The following is an 18672-nucleotide window of genomic DNA, read 5'->3' as shown; positions in this document are numbered from 1 at the left end:
CCGCACCGCGTCATGGGACCACACCCCGATGAGGTCTGCGGGATCACCTTGGATTCTCGCCAGGTGCATCCCGGCGACCTCTACGTCGCACTGCCCGGAACCAGGTCACACGGAGCTCGATTCGCCGACCAGGCACGACGGGCCGGGGCGGTTGCCATCCTCACCGATGCCCAGGGAGTCAGCCTCATGGCGGGTCAGGGGGCAGACAGCGATGACCAGGGCACCAACCGTGCAGGCACTCCCGGTGCCAGCGGTGGTGATCTCGCCGTGATCGTCGTCGACGATCCTCGTTCGGCGATGGCAGCAGCAGCCGCTCGCATCTTCGGTGATCCCTCCCGATCCATGACGATGTTCGGGATCACCGGCACCAATGGCAAGACGACGACGGCCTTCCTCGTGGAGGCCGGGTTGCGCGCGGCACGGCGTCATCCCGGCACGATCGGCACCATCGGTTACCGGATCGACGGGGCCGAGCTGCCCAGCGGTCGCACCACCGTCACCACGCCCGAGTCGCCCGACCTGCAGGCCCTGCTGCGTGTCATGGCCGACCGGGGTGCCACCGACGTCGTCATGGAGGTCTCCTCGCACGCCCTGGCCCTGCACCGGGTGGACGCGACGGTCTTCGACGTCGCCGCCTTCACGAATCTGGGGCGCGACCACCTCGACTTCCACAAGACCCTCGACAACTACTTCGAGGCCAAGGCCCGACTCTTCACCCCGCAGCTGGCCCGTACCGCCGTCATCAACGTCGACGACCCCCGTGGCCAGGAGCTGGCTCGTCGGTGCGCGGAGAACGGGGTGCGGGTCGTCAGCACATCGGTGGCGATGCAATCCGACTACCGGGTGATCTCGTGGACCCCGGACACGCAGCTCGGCTCCCGGGTGGAGGTCCGCACCCCCTCGGGAATGCGGACCATGCGGCTTGGCATCCCGGGTGAGTACAACGTACGCAACGCCGTCATGGCCCTGGCCATGCTTGAGGCCAGCGGACTGAGTTTCGACGAGGTCGTCGATGGTCTGCAGGATGCCCAGGTTCCCGGACGGATGGAACGAGTCCCCCTGGGCGAGGGTGCCCCGGGGGTGCTCGTCGACTTCGCCCACACCCCCCAGGCGATCTCCTCGGCCCTGGCCGGTGCGCGCGAGGGGATCCAGCACAACGGCAGTGCGGGACGCGTCATCTGTGTCGTGGGTGCCGGTGGCGACCGAGACGCAGCCAAACGAGCCCCGATGGGGCAGGCAGCCGCCGAGGAGGCCGACGTCGTCGTCGTCACCGACGACAATCCACGCACCGAGGACCCAGCCAGCATTCGTGCGGCGGTGGTGGCCGGTGCCCAGCAGGTGGGTTCCGCCGAGGTCATCAACGGCGGATCGCGTCGTGAGGCCATCCGACGTGCCCTGGAGCTCGCCACCCCGCGTGATCTCGTCTGCCTGCTCGGCAAGGGCCATGAGACTGGCCAGCAGGTCGGTGAGGAAACCCTACCCTTCGACGATCGAACCGTTGCCGCAGAACAGTGGGCGCAACTGAGGTCCGACAAACATTCTGGAGATGTCGCATGAGGACAACCACAGTCGAACAGGTCGCACGGGACATCGGCGGGCAGCTGGTGGGTGATCCCAGGCGGGAGGTGGGTCCCGACGTCGTCATCGACAGCCGGAAGGCATGTCCGGGAAGCCTCTTCGTCGCTTTCCGGGGCCAGCGGGTCGACGGGCACGATTTCGCCGATGCCGCTGCGCGCTCAGGTGCAGCGGCCGTCCTAGCCGAACATGTCACCGATGCCGACCTGCCGCACGTCGTCGTCCCCGATCCCCAGCAGGGGTTGGCCAGACTCGCAGCCTCCGTCGTCTCCCAAGAGCGGTCCCGAGGCATGATAGCCATCGACCTCACCGGGTCCTCGGGCAAGACGAGCACCAAGGACCTCCTGGCCCAGGTGCTGGAGGACGAGGGCCCCACGGTGTCACCGATCGGCTCGTTCAACAACGAGATCGGGGTACCCCTCACGGCCTGTGCCGTGGAGAGGGACACCGCATTCCTCGTCTCCGAGATGGGGGCACGTGGTAGTGGCCACATCAGTCGGCTCACCAACGTCGTTCCCCCGGACGTCGCCATGGTGCTCAACGTGGGCACCGCCCATCTGGGTGAGTTCGGCAGTCAGGACGCCATCGCCCGGGCCAAGGGCGAGATCCTCGAGGCACTGCGGCCGGACTGTTGGGCCGTGCTCAACGCAGCCGATCCCCGGGTGGCGGCGATGACCGAGCGCACCGGAGCCAACGTGGCCTGGTTCGGCGTGGGCGAGGAGCATCGTCACGCCGAGGCCGAGATCGAGGTGTGGGCCACCGACCTGGCTGCCGATGACCTCGACCGCTACACCTTCAAGATCCACCTGCGCATCGAGGGACGGCACAGTGCTCATCGGGTGAGTCTGCGCACCATGGGGGAGCACCAGGTGTCCAATGCCGTGGCGGCAGCCGCGGCGGCCTCCTGCGCGCTCACCCGGGCCTCCAACCGCAAGGCCGATCCAGAGCGTATTGCGCGCTCGCTGAGCCAGGCGACGACTCGCTCGCCACTGCGCATGCAGATCGAGGAGCGCTCCGACGGTCTGGTGCTCGTCAACGACTGCTACAACGCCAATCCCGACTCGATGACGGCCGCACTGCGTACCGTCGGAGACATCCTCACCAGACGTGCCGACAGTGATCCGCACACCCGTGGAGTGGCGGTGCTGGGCGACATGCTCGAACTTGGCGAGCAGTCGGCACAGCGTCACCGCGACGTCGGTGAACTCGCGGTGGGTCGAGGATTCGACGAGATCCTGTGCATCGGACAGTACGCCGAGGACCTTGCTGCCGGAGCCATCTCTGCTGGCGGTCGGGCCCGCGTCGTCACCGCAGACGAGGCTGCCGACGCCGTGGGGTGGAGCGGGCATGACGTCGTCCTGGTCAAGGCGTCACGTGGCTTGGAGCTGGAGCGGGTGTCTGAGGGAATTCTTGCCGACGACGTGCACGAGCAGGGGGCCCAGCAGTGAAGACGATCCTCCTGGCCGGTGCCGTGGCCATGCTCGGCCCCTTGGTTGGCACTCGGTGGTTCGTGAAGTTCCTGGCCGCCCACGGCTACGGGCAGTACATCCGTGACGATGGCCCCACCACCCACCGCACCAAGAAGGGCACCCCCACCATGGGCGGTGCCGTCATCATCGTCTCGGTGCTGCTGTCGTACACCATTGCGCATCTGGTGACGATGACCGCCCCGAGCATCTCGGCCCTGTTGGTGCTGTGGCTGTTCGCCGGGATGGGGTTCATCGGTTTCCTCGACGACTGGACCAAGATCTCCAAACAGAGATCCCTGGGTCTCAAACCTCGGGGAAAGCTCATCGGGCAGGCGATCGTGGCGATCGTCTTCGGTGTCGGTGTGCTGTTCTTCCCCGACAGGAACGGCGTCACCCCGGGGTCTCCGGCGATCTCGTTCCTGCGTGACCTGCCGTGGGCCCAGCTGCCGGTCTGGCTCGCCGTCATCTGGATCATCATCCTCATCGCGGGTACGTCCAACGGCGTCAATCTCACCGATGGCCTGGACGGACTGGCGACCGGATCGGCAGCCATGGTCTTCGGTGCCTACACCTTGTTGAGTGTCTGGCAGTTCAACCAGTGGTGCTCGCATTCCCCCGCAGGTCTGTCGCGGTGCTACGAGGTGCGCGATCCCTATGACATTGCAGTGGTGGCCCTGGCCCTGGCGGGGGCGTGTTTCGGGTTTCTGTGGTGGAACGCCAAACCGGCGAAGATCTTCCTCGGTGACACCGGATCGTTGGCCCTGGGCGGTGCGGTGGCTGGACTGGCCGTCGTGTCGCGCACCGAGCTGCTGCTCGTCATCATCGGAGGGCTGTTCGTCGTGGAGACCCTCTCGGTGATGCTGCAGGTGGGGGTCTTCAAGATCACCGCGAAACGTACCGGGCAGGGCAGACGAATCTTCAAGATGGCGCCACTACACCACCACTTCGAGATGAAGGGATGGGAGGAGGTCACCGTCGTGATCCGGTTCTGGATCATCTGTGGTCTCTTCGTGGCAGCAGGCATGGGAATCTTCTACGGCGAATGGGTGGCAGGACAGTGAGTGGAGTGAATCTTGACCGGGCCGACCGGCTCTTCGACTGGTCGAGTGTGCAGGTGGTCATTGCTGGTCTGGGGGTGTCTGGTTTCGCAGCTGCCGATGCGCTGCTCGACCTAGACGCCTCGGTGCTCGTCCTGGACGATCGCGATGACGACGACCATCGGGACAAGGCCAATCTGCTGGAGGTCCTGGGCGCCTCGGTGCGGCTGGGGGCCGGATCGACGGCGCAGCTGCCGCCCGGGACCGATCTCGTCATCGTCTCGCCGGGATGGCGTCCAACCCAACCGCTCATCGCCCAGGCCCTGGCTGCCGATGTGCCGGTGTGGGGTGAACCGGAGCTTGCCTGGCGTCTCATGCATCCCGACCGCGTCGTGCCCTGGCTGGGCATCACCGGTACCAATGGCAAGACGACGACCACCCAGATGACCGAGTCGATGCTCATCGCTGGTGGATACAAGGCTGCTGCGGTGGGCAACATCGGGCGGCCGATCCTCGAGGCCATGGCCGACGAGGTGGACTACGACGTCTTCGCCGTGGAACTCTCGAGCTTCCAGCTGCACTGGTCGCCGTCGCTGGCGCTGCACTCGGCAGCCGTGCTCAACCTGCACGAGGACCATCTGGAGTGGTACGCCCATGCCGACGACCCCTACGCGGCCTACGGTGCCGACAAGGCGCGCATCTTCCACCAGGTGACGCACTCCTGCGTCTACAATCACGACGACCCGGCCACCGAGAAGATGGTGGAGGAGGCCGACGTCGTCGAGGGTGCCCGAGCCATCGGCTTTCGCAACGGGATCCCCGGTCTCTCGATGATCGGTGTGGTGGACGACATGATCGTCGACCGAGCCTTCATCGCCGAGCGGCACAGCTCGGCCCTGCCACTGGCCAGGGTTGCCGACGTCCAGCCAGCTGCCCCGCACAATGTGGAGAATGCCTTGGCCGCTGCTGCACTCACCCGGTCCTTCGGGGTGAGCCCGCAGGCAGTGGCCCAGGGGCTGCAGAACCTGCACCTGGGCGGGCACCGCATCGAGACCGTCCACCAGGGCGGTGACATCACCTGGGTCGACGACTCCAAGGCCACCAATCCGCACGCCGCGAACTCCTCCATGCGAGCATTCGAGTCGATCGTGTGGATCGCTGGCGGCCAGGCCAAGGACACCTCCTTCGACACCCTCGTCCAGACCCACGCCAACCGACTGCGTGGAGTCGTCGTGCTGGGTGTGGACCGGCAGCGCATTGCCGAGAGCCTTGCCGAACATGCTCCCGATGTGCCGGTCGTCGTCCTGGACACCATGGATCGCACCGTCATGGACGAGGCCGTCACCCAGGCGGCGCGCATGGCCCGCCCCGGCGACACCGTGCTGCTGGCTCCCGGGTGCGCCAGTCGGGACATCTGGACCGGCTACGACGTACGTGGGGACGACTTCGCCCGTGCTGCCTGTGCCCTCGGCCCGGCGCGTGCGGACGACGAGCCGGAGAGTCGGTGACGATGAGTCACACGACGGACGGTGCGGTGATGGGGAACATGACTGGCAACCGACGCCATTCCAACGCCATCGCGCGATGGTACCGATGGATGAGGCTGGACAACGGATCTGCGCGCTCAGATGGCAGGAAACCCTTGCTCGCCCAGCCCATGCTCGACTACCTCGTGCTGCTCGTCGTCACCCTGCTGCTGTTGGGCATTGGCACCCTCATGAGTCTGTCCTCGTCATCGGTGTACGCACAGATGCTTGGCAACAGTCCTTACTACTTCGCCAAACGACAACTCGGTTTCCTGGCCATCGGCATCATTGCCGGATTGGTCTTTGGCAGGTTCAGCGAGGAGTTCCTACGCCGGACGGCCGGGATCGTCTGGGTGGTGGTCGGTCTCATGCTGGTCGCGACCTTGTTCGTGGGAGACGATGCCGGGAAGGGAAACCGCTCCTGGTTGTCGGTGGGGCCGGTGGGGGTGCAGCCCTCGGAGTTCGCCAAGTTCTCCCTGGTGCTCATCGGCGCGGCCTATCTTGCCCGACACCGGGAGACGATTGGCGAGGTCAAGGATTTCTTCTGGTTCCTCGTCATCCAGGGAAGCGTCATCCTCATGGTGCTCGTCCAAGGGGACCTTGGTACGGCGCTCATCCTTGCGGCGATCGTCCTCGTGCAGATGTGGGTCTGCGGGATGCCGGTGCGTCACATCCTCACCCTGCTGGCCGTAGGCGCCGTGGGGGTCGTGGCGATGATCGTTCAGGCTCCCTACCGGATGCAGCGCATCGTGACCTTCCTGGACCCCTCCAGCGACAGCACCACCTCGGACCAGCCATTGGCGGCAACCTATGCCCTGGCCACCGGTGGTCTGGGCGGGGTTGGCATCGGGGCGTCCAAACAGAAGTGGGGCGGGCTCTACGACGGTGCCCAGAACGACTTCGTCTTCGCCGTGCTCGGTGAGGAGCTCGGGCTGGTGGGCACCGTGACGGTCATCGTCCTCTTCGCCCTGCTCTGCTGGGCGGGGATTCGGGTTGCGGTGCGTTCCCAGTCGCAGTTCCTGCGCATTGCCGCCGCGACGATCACGGCGTGGATCGGCGTCCAGGCGCTCATCAACATGGCTGTTTCCCTGACATTGGCGCCGGTCATCGGCGTGCCCCTACCATTCATCTCGGTCGGAGGGTCAGCATTGGTGTCGAACCTGGCGGCAATGGGTGTTCTGCTCTCGTGCGCACGCCGGGAACCAGCGGCTCAGCGGTACCTGGATGCCACCCGCCGCAGGAAACCACCGAGGGTGACATCGGTGGTCGACGATTCCGGCAGCAACTGAACCTGCGATGGGCAGGAAGGGGAAGGACTGACACATGGTCAACGTGGTACTGGCAGGTGGTGGCACTGCTGGACACACCTCACCACTCATCGCGACCGCACAGCAGCTGGCAACGATCGCGCAGGTCGATCAGGTGTCGTGCATCGGGACTCCCAAGGGCTTGGAGGGGCGAGTCATTCCCGATGCCGGATTGCAGATCGACATGATTCCCCCCGTGCCGCTGCCGCGCAAGTTTTCCGTCGATCTGGTCAAGGTGCCCGCGCGCCTGGTTGGGGCCGTGCGACGTGCTGGTGAGGTGCTGGACGCACGCGAGGCCGACGTCGTCGTCGGCTTCGGCGGGTACGTCTCCATGCCCGCCTACCTGGCTGCCCGGTCGCGACACATTCCGGTCGTCGTCCATGAGCAGAATGCGGTACCGGGGCTCGCCAACAAGGTCGCCGCTCGCTTCGCAGCCGGGGTGTACACGGCGTTCCCCGACACCCCACTGCCGGGTGCTGAGTTCATCGGTATGCCGTTGCGGGACAATGTCGCTGAGCTCGCGAGTCTGGACGAACGGGATCGAGCTGACCGTCGACGCCGCACCCGCAAGGAGTTCGGGCTGGACGAGGACCGCCCGACCTTGCTGGTCTCCGGAGGCTCCCAGGGTGCGGTCTCGGTGAACACCGCGGTCGTCCAAGCCCGTGGCCAGCTGCTCGCCGACGGAGTACAGGTGCTGCACGTGCTGGGTCCCAGGAACGTGGCGGACGCCCGCACCCACACCGATGACAGTACCGGTGCCCGATGGGTGCCGGTGGTCTACGTCGACGACATGGCCCGAGCCTACGCAGCAGCCGATCTCATGGTCGCTCGCTCGGGTGCTGGCACGGTCGTCGAGACGGCGGTGTGTGGTCTTCCCACGATCTACGTCCCCCTGCCACACGGCAATGGTGAGCAGGCCCGCAATGCCTCCTCGGTCGTGGCCGCCGGTGGGGGAGTGCTCATCAGGGACGATGAGCTGAATGTCACTCGTCTCATGCGTGAGGTGGCACGGATCCACCACCCTGACGAACTGGCCCGGATGTCCATGGCCGGACGCGACCTCATGTCCACCCAGGCAGCACAGAACCTTGCCCAGGCGGTTGTCTCGGCAGCGACGAGGAGGAAGAAGTGACCCTTCGCGAGCCCGTCCACCTGGAGGATCCGCGCACCATCGGTCCGGTGCACTTCATCGCCATTGGTGGAGCCGGCATGAGTGGTGTGGCGCGAGTATACGCCGAGCTGGGGGCGGAGGTGTCGGGGTCCGACCAGGTGAACTCGACCCGTCTGGAGTCGCTCAAGGCCATGGGTGTGCACACCTGGGTGGGGCACGATCCCTCCCACGTCCACGGGGCACGCACGGTTGTGGTGTCCTCGGCCATTCACGACGACAACCCGGAACTGCTCGAGGCTCGTCGACTCGGTCTGCGGATCTGGCATCGCAGCGCCGCCCTGGCAGCACTCATGCTCGACCATCAGGGCGTGTCGGTGGCCGGTACCCACGGTAAGACGACGACCAGCGCCATCATCGCCAGCATCCTCACCGACGCCGGCATGGATCCGTCCTACGTCATCGGCTCCCCGTTGGCCACCAGTGGACGCTCGGCACATCTGGGACGAGGGGATGCCTTCGTCGTCGAGGCCGACGAGTCCGACGGGTCCTTCCTGCAGTACCCCAGCCAGATCGTCATCGTCACCAATGTGGAGGCCGACCACCTCGACAACTGGGGCACCCCACAGCGTTACTTCGACGGATTCGTCACGATGGCCACCCGTCCGCAGGTGAGGTACGTCATCGTCTGTGTCGACGATCCGGGGGCCGCCGAACTGGCTCGCCGACTGGAGGAGACCGGGACGGTGCAGGTCGTCACCTACGGGGAGTCGGAGGACGCCGAGGTACGTCTCACCGACGTCGTACTGGACGGCACCACGAGTTGTGCGACGATCTCACATGGCCGCACCACGAGTCGTCTGGAACTTAATGTTCCCGGCCAGTACAACCTGTCCAATGCTGCTGCAGCGTACTGCGCGGTCAGCCTGTTGGGTGTCCCAGAGGCAGATGTCCTGGCCGGAACGAGGAATTTCACCGGGACGCTGCGTCGGTTCCAGCTGCTGGGACGCAGGGGCGGGGTGTCGGTCTTCGACGACTACGCCCACCATCCCACCGAGATCCGCGCCACCCTGGGGGCTGCTCGCCGGGTCGCCGAGCAGGGCAGGGTCGTCGCGTGCTTCCAGCCACACCTGTTCACCCGAACCCGGGATTTCGCCGATGGGTTCGGCGCCGCCCTCACCCTGGCCGACGAGGTCTTCGTCACCGACGTCTACCCGGCCAGGGAGGAGTCCATCGCCGGGGTGAGCGGTCGACTCGTCCACGATGCCGTGCTCTCCCACGGTGGGTCGAGCTGCTATGTCGCAGACAAGGCGATGTTGCCCGAGGTGCTGACCGGCCGGGTGCGCCCCGGCGACCTCGTCATCACGCTGGGAGCTGGTGACATCAGCCTCATCGGGCCGCTGCTGCTCCCGTTGTTGCAGGACACCGACGCATGAGCCGCTCGATCACCGACATCACCGGGGCGATCGACGTCAAACGACACCGGCGACAGCGGCGTCGGAGAACTGCCGTCGTGGTTACCGTGGGGATTGCCGTTCTCGTGGCCGTGGCAGTGGTCGTGGTACGTCACAGCACGGTGTTCGCGGTCGAGCACGTCGACGTCACCGGCGTCAGGATGCTCAAGGCCGACCAGGTACGCGACGCTGCCAGCATTTCCCCCGGAACTCCGCTGGCCAGGGTTGATGTGGATCATGTGGCTTCGTCCGTGGCGGCGATGCCGGACGTTGCTGACGTGACGGTGAGCAGGCACTGGCCGCGCACGGTGCAGATCGCCGTCACCGAGCGACGTCCCGTGTACCAGGTGAGCGGTCATGGCGGTTTCACCTGGGTGGACGAGCATGGGCAGATGTTTCATCAGTCCGCCACCAGGAGTTCCCAGCTGCTCGTCGTGAGGTTGGATGCGTCCAAGCCGCGAATGCGTACCGATGCCGCCACCGTTGCCTCGTCATTGAGCAAGGAGATTCGTGCCCAGACCGATCACATCGAGGTCCGAGGTACCGATTCCATCCAGATTCACCTTGCCAAGGGAGGTACCATCGTCTGGGGATCGGCGGATGAGTCTGCGCTGAAGTCCAAGGTGGCGACGGCAATGCTCAACGTCAAGGCCAAGGTTTACGACGTCTCGAGCCCGCAACGGCCCACGTCGAGGTAGATCCTGCCTTCCAGGCCGCCCCAGTGGCGGGTGGCTCGGGTGTGCACGTGTTCTGCTCTCCGGAGAAGGATTGCTCGGCATCAGTGGCGCTCAAGCTCCTCTCGCGGCGGGCACGTCATGCGTCCGTGACATCGGATCTGAGTGATTGCCCCCGATGGTTCAATGGGTGCGGCAGGAGGGTATGGGCGCTCCCGGCCAGGTCTCAACCCGTGGTTGAGACTCCCTATTTTTGTTGGACACCAGCCGGTGGTGGTCAATAACCTTTCAAGAAGATCGGCTCTCTACGAATTGAGGTTCCAGTGGCAAGTCAAACCACCGCGGTCATCAGAGTCGTTGGCGTGGGCGGCGGCGGCTGCAATGCCGTCAATCGCATGATTGAAGCTGGTCTCAAGGGCGTCGAGTTCATCGCCGTCAACACGGATGCGCAGGCTCTTCTCAACAGCAGCGATGCTGACGTCAAACTTGACATCGGGCGAGAACTCACTCGGGGTCTGGGTGCCGGAGCCGATCCTGACAAGGGCCGACAGGCCGCCGAGGACCACTCCGAGGAGATCGAGGAGTGTCTCAAGGGCGCCGACATGGTCTTCGTGACGGCAGGTGAAGGCGGTGGCACGGGTACTGGAGCTGCCCCGGTCGTCGCCAAGATCGCCCGTTCGCTGGGAGCTCTCACCATCGGTGTGGTCACCCGCCCGTTCAGCTTCGAGGGTCATCGACGTTCGACCCAGGCCGATGAGGGCGTCAACCGTCTGTCGGAGGAGGTCGACACCCTCATCGTCATCCCCAACGACCGTCTGTTGTCGATGGCCGATCAGAAGGTCACCATCACCGACGCCTTCCGGGTCGCCGACCAGGTGCTCATGCAGGGCGTCTCGGGCATCACCGACCTCATCACGACGCCGGGCCAGATCAACCTCGACTTCGCCGACGTCAAGGCCGTCATGTCGAATGCCGGCTCGGCCCTCATGGGTATCGGGCATGCCTCGGGTGAGGACCGTGCTCGGATGGCAGCCGAGATGGCCATCTCCTCCCCGTTGCTCGAGGTCTCGGTCGATGGAGCACATGGGGTGCTCATGTCGATCGCCGGTGGCTCCGATCTGGGGCTGTTCGAGGTGGCTTCGGCAGCCAGCCTCATCGAGGAGGCGGTCGACGACGAGGCCAACATCATCTTCGGTACCATCATCGACGACACCTTGGGCGACGAGATCCGCATCACCGTCATCGCAGCTGGTTTCGATTCCGGTCAGCCGCCGCGCAAGCAACCCGGTATCAGTGCCCGTCCGGGGCTCAAGAACAGGTCCACCGGTCAGCAGTCGCGGCCATCGACTGGATCCGGCACCACGGCAATCGCCCGTCCGGTCCCGCAGCACGCCGAGGAGCAGGATTCCCACAGTGCCCAGGAGGGCTCGAACACACAGCGGTCCACTCCTCCCGTCGCCGAGGACGATCTGGACATTCCAGACTTCATGAAGTGACTCGACCCTCGGGGTTTTCGTGGCGTGACTGTCGCTCGTGGACCAGCCCCATGTGGTCATCCCAGAACGTCAGGCATTGTGGACATGATCCGCATACCTGGCGTTCCGTCCTGCCGGTGTCGTGGGACAACTGCTGGGAATGGGCAGATGGAGCGGCCAGTGTGGCTCCGTGGAGTGATGTGACCCGGTGGGGCGATCGGTGTGTCAAGGACGGCACTATGATGGTGAAAACTGCCCCCGCTGTTTCCCGTGGGATAGTGTTTGCGTGTCACTGTCATCGGGTTCGCCTCGACCGTGGCACCCTGATGAGTGACGTATTCTCGATTCGTGGTGTTGTGAAGGAGAGCTCATGGCTGGGTTCGGCAGGAAGCTTGCCTCATACGTCGGTCTGGTGGACGACGCGCGATACGATGATGATCTTCGCGACGAGGAGTTGACCGAAGAGGTCTACTCCGATGATGGGTACGAGCCTTCCCAGCTGACCTCGATGCCGTCCGGCGATCCTCAAGAACCCATGTCTGCCTCTCCGCATCGTGAACAGGAGCGTCCCATGGTCGTCGATGAACCTTCCATCGCAGACATCAATCGGATCCTCACGGTTCATCCGCGAAACTACAACGAGGCCCGCCTCATCGGTGAGCAGTACCGGGACGGTGTTCCGGTCATCATGAACCTCACCGAGATGGATGATTCCGACGCCAAACGGTTGGTCGACTTCGCGGCTGGTCTCATCTTCGGTCTGCGTGGAACGATCGAGCGAGTCACCAGCAAGGTCTTCCTGCTGTGCCCGCACAATGTCAATGTCGCACCGGAGGACAAGGCTCGGATTGCGGGCGAAGGGTTCTTCAACCAGTCCTAAAGGCTGAACTCGACGTTCAGGGTTTGAGTCGAGGCATTGAGCAGTTTTGTGAGACGTCGATGACGGTCGTTGGAAAAATTCTCTACATCATTCTCCAGATTTACCTGGTACTTCTCATCGCACGAATGATCATGTCGTGGGTACCTCTGGCCTCCCGGGATTTTCAGCCCCGTGGCTGGATCGCAGTGCTTTTCGAAGCGGTCTACACCGTCACCGATCCACCCATCAGATTCTTTGACAAACGAATCCCAGTACTGCGTATTGGTGCAGTTGGTATCAGTCTGGGCTTCATCATCGTCTTCATTCTGGTGTCGATTGCGCAGTCTCTCGTCATCAGGTTCATGTGACGCTGTGAACTTCAGGGGGGTAGCCTTGACACAGCTTCGTGGTGGAGCAAATCCGTCACGGCCACGTCCGTTCCCGAGTTCTTGGAGTGCACAATGACGCTGACCCTCGACGAGGTGCGCAGGATCCGATTCCCGATGGCCCGTCGTCCAGGCGATGGCTACCGAGCCGCCGAAGTTGATGACTTTGTCGATCGCGTTGACGCAACCTTCGCTGCGATGACGGACGAGAGCGAGCGTCTCAAGGCTCAGCTCGAGGCCCTCAAGTCCAGTGATGACCGCAGCCAATACGACGAGCCCGATTCCGAGCTTGCTGAGGAGATTGAGCGTCTCAAGGCTCAGCTCGAGGAGGCTCGTGCCGCGCAACGAAGCCGGGGAGACGAGGCTCGCACCGTCAAACGGTACGAGTCCGAGCTCACCCAGCTGCGCAACGAGAATGCACGCCTGAACTCGCAGCTGTCCGATGCTCGCCGTGAGCTTGCCACGGCACGTTCGGCCACCGAGGCTCCTGCTACGTCGCAGCTCGTGGGTGATGGCAAGGTTGAGCGGATCGAGGTCACCACCTCTGCCCAGGCCTCACCTGCCGTTGCGCGAATGATCGAGCTGTCCACTGCTTCCGCCGAGCGAGTGGTTTCCGAGGCCCAGGACGAGGCGAATCGCAAGATTGCCGTCGCCGAGCGCAAGGTTCACGAGCTCACCGTCGATGCCCAGACTCGCGCCGAGCGCATCGAGTCGGCTGCTCGTGTCAACTCCGAGAAGCTTGAGTCCGATGCCAAGGCCAATGCCGATCAGGTGAACATCGATGCCGCGAACCGTCGCGACGACCTGTTCCGTCAGCTCGAGTCCGAGCGTGACGTCCTGCTGGCCCGGGTCGACCGGCTGCGTGAGTTCGAGTCCAACTACCGTCAAGCTTTCGTCTCCCAGCTGCGCACCCAGGCTGATCGTATGGACCAGGCCGCTTTCGAGCCGTCCGAGACCCCACACCTGCTCGAGCCCGACCACCGTGTCGAGCGCGGCGCCTCGGCGACCCCGCGTCTGGATGCGCTCATCGGGCGCGGCCAGCGTGACGGGTCCAACAACTGAGGCTCATGCGTAATTGATGATCAGCGGCGATGCGCTGATCTGCTTCGGGGTTCCCCAGATGGTTGGGGAACCCCTTGGTGTCGTGTGGGCGAAGCCCACATGAACATCCTGTGACATGAGGGTCCATGTTCGGGATTGCCATCATGGCCGAGTACTATTTGCCATCAGTCGTGGAGCAGTGTTGACCGCTTCGCGAAGTCCTGGGTTCCCCAGGACCCCTGATGTCGATCAATGGAGGTCACCATGTCTGAGCATGATGTGGCGGCGATTGCCAAGTCCTTGCCCGTGCGAGACGGGGATGAGCCGTGGACCGTGGAAGAGGTCAGCGAGATCATCGACACTCTCGAACACGATGTTGAGAGAATGGCTCGTTCGCTGGCCAAGTCCGATGAGGACCTGGCCAGTCTCATACAGGAAGGTAGTGATGGGGCTGGCAAGGACACCATCGATGTTGGCTCCTCGCAGTTCGAGCGGGACCAGGAAATGTCGCTGAACCAGAATGCACGTACCGTCTTCGAGCAGTCCCGAACGGCCATCAATGCTCTGGAGGAGGGCACCTACGGCACCTGCGAGAGCTGCGGCAACCCGATAGGAAAGGCCAGGTTGTCCGCCTTCCCACGCGCCACGATGTGTGTGCGGTGCAAGCAACGCGAAGAGCGACATTGAGTCACGAGCTCAGTGGTCATTGCCTGTCGGTGTGGCGGGCCACGGCGGCCGCAATCGCCGTGGGTGGTCTGGCCCTTGACCAGGTCACCAAGGCGCTTGCGGAGCGCCACCTGGATCCTCTCAATCCGCCGAGCTGTCTCGGCGGATTCCTCAAGCTGCAACTCATCCACAACTCCGGTGCCGCGTTCTCCATGGGGTCTGGGGCGACGATGGCCATCTCGATCTTCGCAGTCATCGCCCTGACAGCCGTCCTGGTGTGGGTGATGCCGGGGGCACGGCACCGATGGTCACTCATCTCATGCGGAATGGTGCTGGCCGGTATCAGCGGCAACCTCGTCGACCGGATCTGGCGAGCTCCCGGGCCGCTGCGTGGTCATGTCGTCGATTTCATCTCGCTGCCGCACTTCGCAATCTTCAATGTGGCGGACGTCTTCATCACCGTGACCGCGGTGCTCGCCGTCGTCATGAGCATCTTTGGGCACGATGACACTTCTGGTTCTGGGGTTGCCGACGCCAGAACCTCCGATCGAGCCGGTGAGGAGGCAACCCATGAGCATCCTGCTCGTTCCCGAAGGCGTTGACGGGGATCGAATCGACGCCGCTGCTGCCCGGATGACCGGAGCCTCGCGCAGTCGGGTGGTCGATCTCATCGCCGAGTCCAAGGTGCTGCTCGACGGGGTCGCCGTCACCAAGGCGTCGACCCGAGTTCGATCCGGCCAGATGCTCGACATCGATCTCTCCGATCCAGCTCCGAGAGCCACCGTCGTCCCCACGTTCGTTGCGGACATGAGGATCGTTCACGACGACGCCGACGTCGTCGTGGTGGACAAACCTGCTGGCGTGGCGGCGCACCCCTCGTTGGGTTGGGACGGGCCGAGCGTCGTCGAGCACCTTGCCGCAGCCGGATTCGGGATATCCACCAGCGGCGCCCCGGAACGTCAGGGGATCGTGCAGCGTCTCGACGTGGGAACCTCCGGTCTCATGGTGCTGGCCAAGAGTGAGCACGCCTACACCGTGCTCAAACAGGCCTTCCGGGACCGTACCCCGGAAAAGATCTACCTCGCTCTCGTCCAGGGGCTGCCCGACCCCGTTGTCGGCACCATTGACGCTCCCATTGGACGACATCGCGGCCACGACTGGAAGATGGCCGTCGTCGAGGGCGGTCGGCACAGCGTCACCCATTACGAGACCGTTGAGGCCTTCCGGCACGCCAGCCTGCAACGAATTCATCTCGAGACGGGACGTACCCACCAGATCCGGGTGCACATGGCAGCGGTGCACCACCCGTGCTGCGGTGATCCGCTCTACGGTGCCGATCCGGTGCTCGCACGCCGACTCGGGTTGGATCGTCAGTGGCTGCATGCCGCACAGCTGTCGTTCACCCATCCGGGCACGGGGGACTGGGTGACGTTCCGCTCCGAGCTTCCCGATGACCTACAGCACGCCCTGGACGTCGTCCGTGCGGAATCCTGAACCCTGGCGTCCGTGATCCCCGCGGTGCCGTACGTCAGGTCACGTGGGTATCTGGTGCTCATTGGGCTTGCCGAGTCCTTTGATCCGCGCGCCGGTGCTCCTTGAGTGGGCTTCTGGTGCCCAGAGGAGCTGCCCATCCGTTCAACGAAATTGATGATTGGATGCACGGTTGATGCTCGCAGTGCCCCGAGATGTGACCTATTGGACAGGACCTATAAAGTTGAGGCGTGCGTAGAGCCAAGATTGTAAATACCCTCGGACCAGCTGTTCACTCTCACGACGGCATGAAGGAGCTCATGGAAGCGGGCATGAACGTCGCCCGTCTCAACATGAGCCATGGCACCCACGAGGAGCACCAGGATCGCCTGGATCTCGTCCGCTCCGTCGCCGACGAGCTGGATCTCAACGTTGCTGCCCTTGCCGACCTCCAGGGCCCCAAGATTCGTACCGGTGTTTTCGAGAAGGCTGAAGGCGCCTCGAACGGAAAGATCGACCTGGAGGTTGGTGACAAGTTCACCATCACCACCGATGACATCGTGGGCAACCAGGAGCGCGTCTCCACCACCTTCAAGGGACTGCCCGGTGACTGCCACCCCGGCGATGTCATCCTCATCGACGACGGCAAGACCGTCCTGCAGGTCGACTCCGTCGAGGGCAACGACGTCAACTGCCACTGCACCGTCGCCGGCCCGGTCGGCGACCACAAGGGCATCAACCTGCCTGGCGTTGCCGTCTCCATTCCCGCCCTCACCGAGAAGGACGAGGCCGATCTGCGTTGGGCCCTCAAGGCCGGCATCGACTTGGTCGCCCTGTCCTTCGTGCGTCACGGCTCCGACATCGACCGTGTCCACGAGATCATGGACGAGGAGGGACGTCACACCCCGGTCGTCGCCAAGCTCGAGAAGCCGCAGGCCATCGAGAACCTCGACGCGATCATCGACGCCTTCGACGCCGTCATGGTTGCCCGTGGCGACCTCGCCGTCGAGTGCCCGCTCGAGGAGGTGCCGCTGGTTCAGAAGCGCATCATCGAGAAGGCCCGTCTGCAGGCCAAGCCGGTCATCGTTGCCACCCAGATGCTCGAGTCGATGATCCACGCCCCGCGCCCGACCCGCGCCGAGGCTGCCGACGTCGCCAACGCCATCCTGGACGGTGCCGACGGAGTCATGACCTCTGCTGAGACCTCCGTTGGTGACTTCCCCGGCGAGACCGTGCGCACCATGGCCAAGATCGTGGAGTCCACCGAGTCCAACGGCATCGAGAAGATCGCCGACATCGACTGGGACCCGCACACCACTGGCGGCATCATTTCCAAGGCTGCCGTGGAGATTGCCGAGCGTATGCAGGCTCGCTACATCGTGGCCTTCACCAAGTCCGGTGACACCGCTCGCCGTATTTCGCGGCTGCGTTCGCGCACCCCGATGATCGTCTTCACCAACGACGAGAAGACCCCCAAGCACCTGGCCTGGAGCTGGGGTTCCAACGCGGTCATGGCTCCGAGCTTCGACAACCCCGAGGAGCTGTTCGGCTGGGTCAACACCTACCTGCGTGAGCACGGTCTCGTCCCGGTGGGCGAGCGTGTGGTCGTCGTCGCCGGTTCGCCGATGCGCGTTCCCGGCAAGACCAACACCATCCGCGTGCTGCGTATCCGTGAGGACGCCTGAGTTCTTTGCTCTGGTCATCAGGTATCGGGGGGCATGCCTTGATGCCTGATGATCCGGTCCTCGACAACGTCTCCGCTGTCTCGAACCACTGAGTTCTGCGTGACGGTGGGCTCGTGTAGCCCAGCGTCCGGCAAGGACATGAACGTCAATGACTGTGTGGGGTCCCGAATCATACGATTCGGGACCCCTGCATGTTTTTGCACGTGTTTCTGGTTCGGGACCCACCTGATTTTTGATTCGGCACCCTCGCATGTTTTTGGGTTCGGGGCTTCATATGTTTCAGGTGTTTCGTGGTGAGGCGCTCGCGGTGGGGAGTGTCCCATGGCCACCGAGGGCCCGGCCGTGTGGGATCAGGGTTTCCTGATCACAGACCCTGCACCGGTGGAGGGAAGCCATGGCGGGGCTCCTGCTCATCTCGCCCTGCGGTCGTCCCTTCGTTTAGTAACGCGGGTCAATGCCCTGCGCTTCTGCCTATCTCGCCTTGGCCCACCGCCCCGCGCGGTTGTATCGGGGGCGTCCCATGCTCCCAGGGTATCGGCCGTGTGTGGGATCAGGATTTGCAGCTCAGGTACTCGGTGGATGGGAGCCCTACCTGCGCTCCGGCTCATTTCTCCCTGCCGCCCGTTTCCTCGTTCAGCGACGGGGCCAGCGTCCTGTGTTCCTGCTCATCCCGCCCTGCTGTCGTTCCCGCGTTTGCTGCCGCCATCCTTCAGCAACGCAGGTTAACGTTCTGTGCTCCTGCCCATCTGGCGTACTGTTCCGCGTGGCCGTTGTCGGAGAGGGGGAATTCACCGTTTCGTAGTGGTGGCTGTCGCTGGGGTGAGTCAGGGTTTTCGTGGGCGTCACTGGAGCGCAGCCAGAAGTACTGGTGGCACTGAGCTCGGTGGGTACACCGGTGGTCAATACAGCCTGAGAAAGGTGGTGCATCCTGAGGGATCGA

The 18672-nt window shown here is 64.2% G+C and carries 16 protein-coding genes; all 16 read left to right on the top strand.

The window, feature by feature from the left end:
- The first annotated feature begins 12 nt into the window (after nucleotides 1-12).
- The 16 genes from CKV91_RS08855 to pyk all read left to right on the top strand — a co-directional run bounded on the left by CKV91_RS08855 (nucleotide 13) and on the right by pyk (nucleotide 17732).
- Complete coding sequence (locus CKV91_RS08855) at nucleotides 13-1557, top strand: UDP-N-acetylmuramoyl-L-alanyl-D-glutamate--2,6-diaminopimelate ligase (RefSeq protein WP_095141112.1); 1545 nt, start codon at nucleotides 13-15, stop codon at nucleotides 1555-1557.
- Nucleotides 1554-3023 carry a UDP-N-acetylmuramoyl-tripeptide--D-alanyl-D-alanine ligase gene (locus CKV91_RS08850; protein WP_021105713.1) on the top strand — a complete coding sequence of 490 codons (1470 nt, stop codon included), beginning with the start codon at nucleotides 1554-1556 and terminating at the stop codon, nucleotides 3021-3023. Before CKV91_RS08855 ends, CKV91_RS08850 begins: the two co-directional genes overlap by 4 nt.
- Nucleotides 3020-4105 carry a phospho-N-acetylmuramoyl-pentapeptide-transferase gene (gene mraY, locus CKV91_RS08845; protein WP_021105712.1) on the top strand — a complete coding sequence of 362 codons (1086 nt, stop codon included), beginning with the start codon at nucleotides 3020-3022 and terminating at the stop codon, nucleotides 4103-4105. Before CKV91_RS08850 ends, mraY begins: the two co-directional genes overlap by 4 nt.
- Nucleotides 4087-5589, top strand: coding sequence for a UDP-N-acetylmuramoyl-L-alanine--D-glutamate ligase (murD, locus tag CKV91_RS08840; RefSeq protein ID WP_036957488.1), 1503 nt, complete (start codon nucleotides 4087-4089; stop codon nucleotides 5587-5589). The genes mraY and murD overlap by 19 nt, the downstream gene beginning before the upstream one ends.
- 134 nt (nucleotides 5590-5723) lie before the next feature.
- Nucleotides 5724-6896, top strand: coding sequence for a putative lipid II flippase FtsW (gene ftsW / locus CKV91_RS08835; protein ID WP_036978061.1), 1173 nt, complete (start codon nucleotides 5724-5726; stop codon nucleotides 6894-6896).
- A gap of 34 nt (nucleotides 6897-6930) precedes the next feature.
- Nucleotides 6931-8046 (top strand): undecaprenyldiphospho-muramoylpentapeptide beta-N-acetylglucosaminyltransferase, encoded by a 1116-nt coding sequence (gene murG / locus CKV91_RS08830; protein ID WP_021104316.1) that lies wholly within the window; start codon nucleotides 6931-6933, stop codon nucleotides 8044-8046.
- Complete coding sequence (murC, locus tag CKV91_RS08825; RefSeq protein WP_021104317.1) at nucleotides 8043-9458, top strand: UDP-N-acetylmuramate--L-alanine ligase; 1416 nt, start codon at nucleotides 8043-8045, stop codon at nucleotides 9456-9458. The genes murG and murC overlap by 4 nt, the downstream gene beginning before the upstream one ends.
- Nucleotides 9455-10174 (top strand): cell division protein FtsQ/DivIB, encoded by a 720-nt coding sequence (locus tag CKV91_RS08820; protein WP_021104318.1) that lies wholly within the window; start codon nucleotides 9455-9457, stop codon nucleotides 10172-10174. The genes murC and CKV91_RS08820 overlap by 4 nt, the downstream gene beginning before the upstream one ends.
- 299 nt (nucleotides 10175-10473) lie before the next feature.
- Nucleotides 10474-11646 (top strand): cell division protein FtsZ, encoded by a 1173-nt coding sequence (ftsZ, locus tag CKV91_RS08815; RefSeq protein WP_021104319.1) that lies wholly within the window; start codon nucleotides 10474-10476, stop codon nucleotides 11644-11646.
- Nucleotides 11647-11995: 349 nt separating this feature from the next.
- Nucleotides 11996-12505, top strand: a complete 510-nt coding sequence (locus CKV91_RS08810; RefSeq protein WP_021104320.1) for a cell division protein SepF — start codon at nucleotides 11996-11998, stop codon at nucleotides 12503-12505.
- Nucleotides 12506-12564: 59 nt separating this feature from the next.
- Nucleotides 12565-12852, top strand: a complete 288-nt coding sequence (locus tag CKV91_RS08805) for a YggT family protein (protein WP_021104321.1) — start codon at nucleotides 12565-12567, stop codon at nucleotides 12850-12852.
- A gap of 93 nt (nucleotides 12853-12945) precedes the next feature.
- A complete protein-coding gene (locus tag CKV91_RS08800) occupies nucleotides 12946-13932 on the top strand; it encodes a DivIVA domain-containing protein (RefSeq protein ID WP_065860471.1) in 987 nt (328 codons plus the stop codon).
- Between the two features lie 243 nt (nucleotides 13933-14175).
- Nucleotides 14176-14598: a TraR/DksA family transcriptional regulator gene (locus CKV91_RS08795; RefSeq protein WP_036978071.1), complete on the top strand. Its 423-nt coding sequence runs from the start codon at nucleotides 14176-14178 to the stop codon at nucleotides 14596-14598.
- On the top strand, nucleotides 14571-15179 hold the full coding sequence (locus CKV91_RS08790) for a signal peptidase II (RefSeq protein ID WP_051167270.1): 609 nt from the start codon (nucleotides 14571-14573) through the stop codon (nucleotides 15177-15179). The genes CKV91_RS08795 and CKV91_RS08790 overlap by 28 nt, the downstream gene beginning before the upstream one ends.
- Entirely contained in the window at nucleotides 15148-16071 is a 924-nt protein-coding gene (locus tag CKV91_RS08785; RefSeq protein WP_021104326.1) for an RluA family pseudouridine synthase, read from the top strand. Before CKV91_RS08790 ends, CKV91_RS08785 begins: the two co-directional genes overlap by 32 nt.
- Before the next feature lie 284 nt (nucleotides 16072-16355).
- On the top strand, nucleotides 16356-17732 hold the full coding sequence (gene pyk, locus CKV91_RS08780) for a pyruvate kinase (protein ID WP_036978068.1): 1377 nt from the start codon (nucleotides 16356-16358) through the stop codon (nucleotides 17730-17732).
- The last annotated feature ends 940 nt before the right edge of the window (nucleotides 17733-18672 follow it).

Source organism: Cutibacterium granulosum, assembly GCF_900186975.1.
Classification (GTDB): domain Bacteria; phylum Actinomycetota; class Actinomycetes; order Propionibacteriales; family Propionibacteriaceae; genus Cutibacterium; species Cutibacterium granulosum.
The sequence above is the reverse complement of the archived record's forward strand: the minus strand, read 5'-3'. Positions and strand labels throughout refer to the sequence as shown.

What these genes read in the sequence shown, in the direction of transcription:
- CKV91_RS08855 (WP_095141112.1), top strand. Translation starts at nt 13, where the DNA reads ATGGGACCACACCCCGATGAGGTCTGCGGGATCACCTTGGATTCTCGC.
- CKV91_RS08850 (WP_021105713.1), top strand. Translation starts at nt 1,554, where the DNA reads ATGAGGACAACCACAGTCGAACAGGTCGCACGGGACATCGGCGGGCAG.
- murD (WP_036957488.1), top strand. Translation starts at nt 4,087, where the DNA reads ATGGGTGGCAGGACAGTGAGTGGAGTGAATCTTGACCGGGCCGACCGG.
- murG (WP_021104316.1), top strand. Translation starts at nt 6,931, where the DNA reads ATGGTCAACGTGGTACTGGCAGGTGGTGGCACTGCTGGACACACCTCA.
- CKV91_RS08820 (WP_021104318.1), top strand. Translation starts at nt 9,455, where the DNA reads ATGAGCCGCTCGATCACCGACATCACCGGGGCGATCGACGTCAAACGA.
- CKV91_RS08810 (WP_021104320.1), top strand. Translation starts at nt 11,996, where the DNA reads ATGGCTGGGTTCGGCAGGAAGCTTGCCTCATACGTCGGTCTGGTGGAC.
- CKV91_RS08805 (WP_021104321.1), top strand. Translation starts at nt 12,565, where the DNA reads ATGACGGTCGTTGGAAAAATTCTCTACATCATTCTCCAGATTTACCTG.
- CKV91_RS08800 (WP_065860471.1), top strand. Translation starts at nt 12,946, where the DNA reads ATGACGCTGACCCTCGACGAGGTGCGCAGGATCCGATTCCCGATGGCC.
- CKV91_RS08795 (WP_036978071.1), top strand. Translation starts at nt 14,176, where the DNA reads ATGTCTGAGCATGATGTGGCGGCGATTGCCAAGTCCTTGCCCGTGCGA.
- CKV91_RS08785 (WP_021104326.1), top strand. Translation starts at nt 15,148, where the DNA reads ATGAGCATCCTGCTCGTTCCCGAAGGCGTTGACGGGGATCGAATCGAC.
- pyk (WP_036978068.1), top strand. Translation starts at nt 16,356, where the DNA reads ATGAAGGAGCTCATGGAAGCGGGCATGAACGTCGCCCGTCTCAACATG.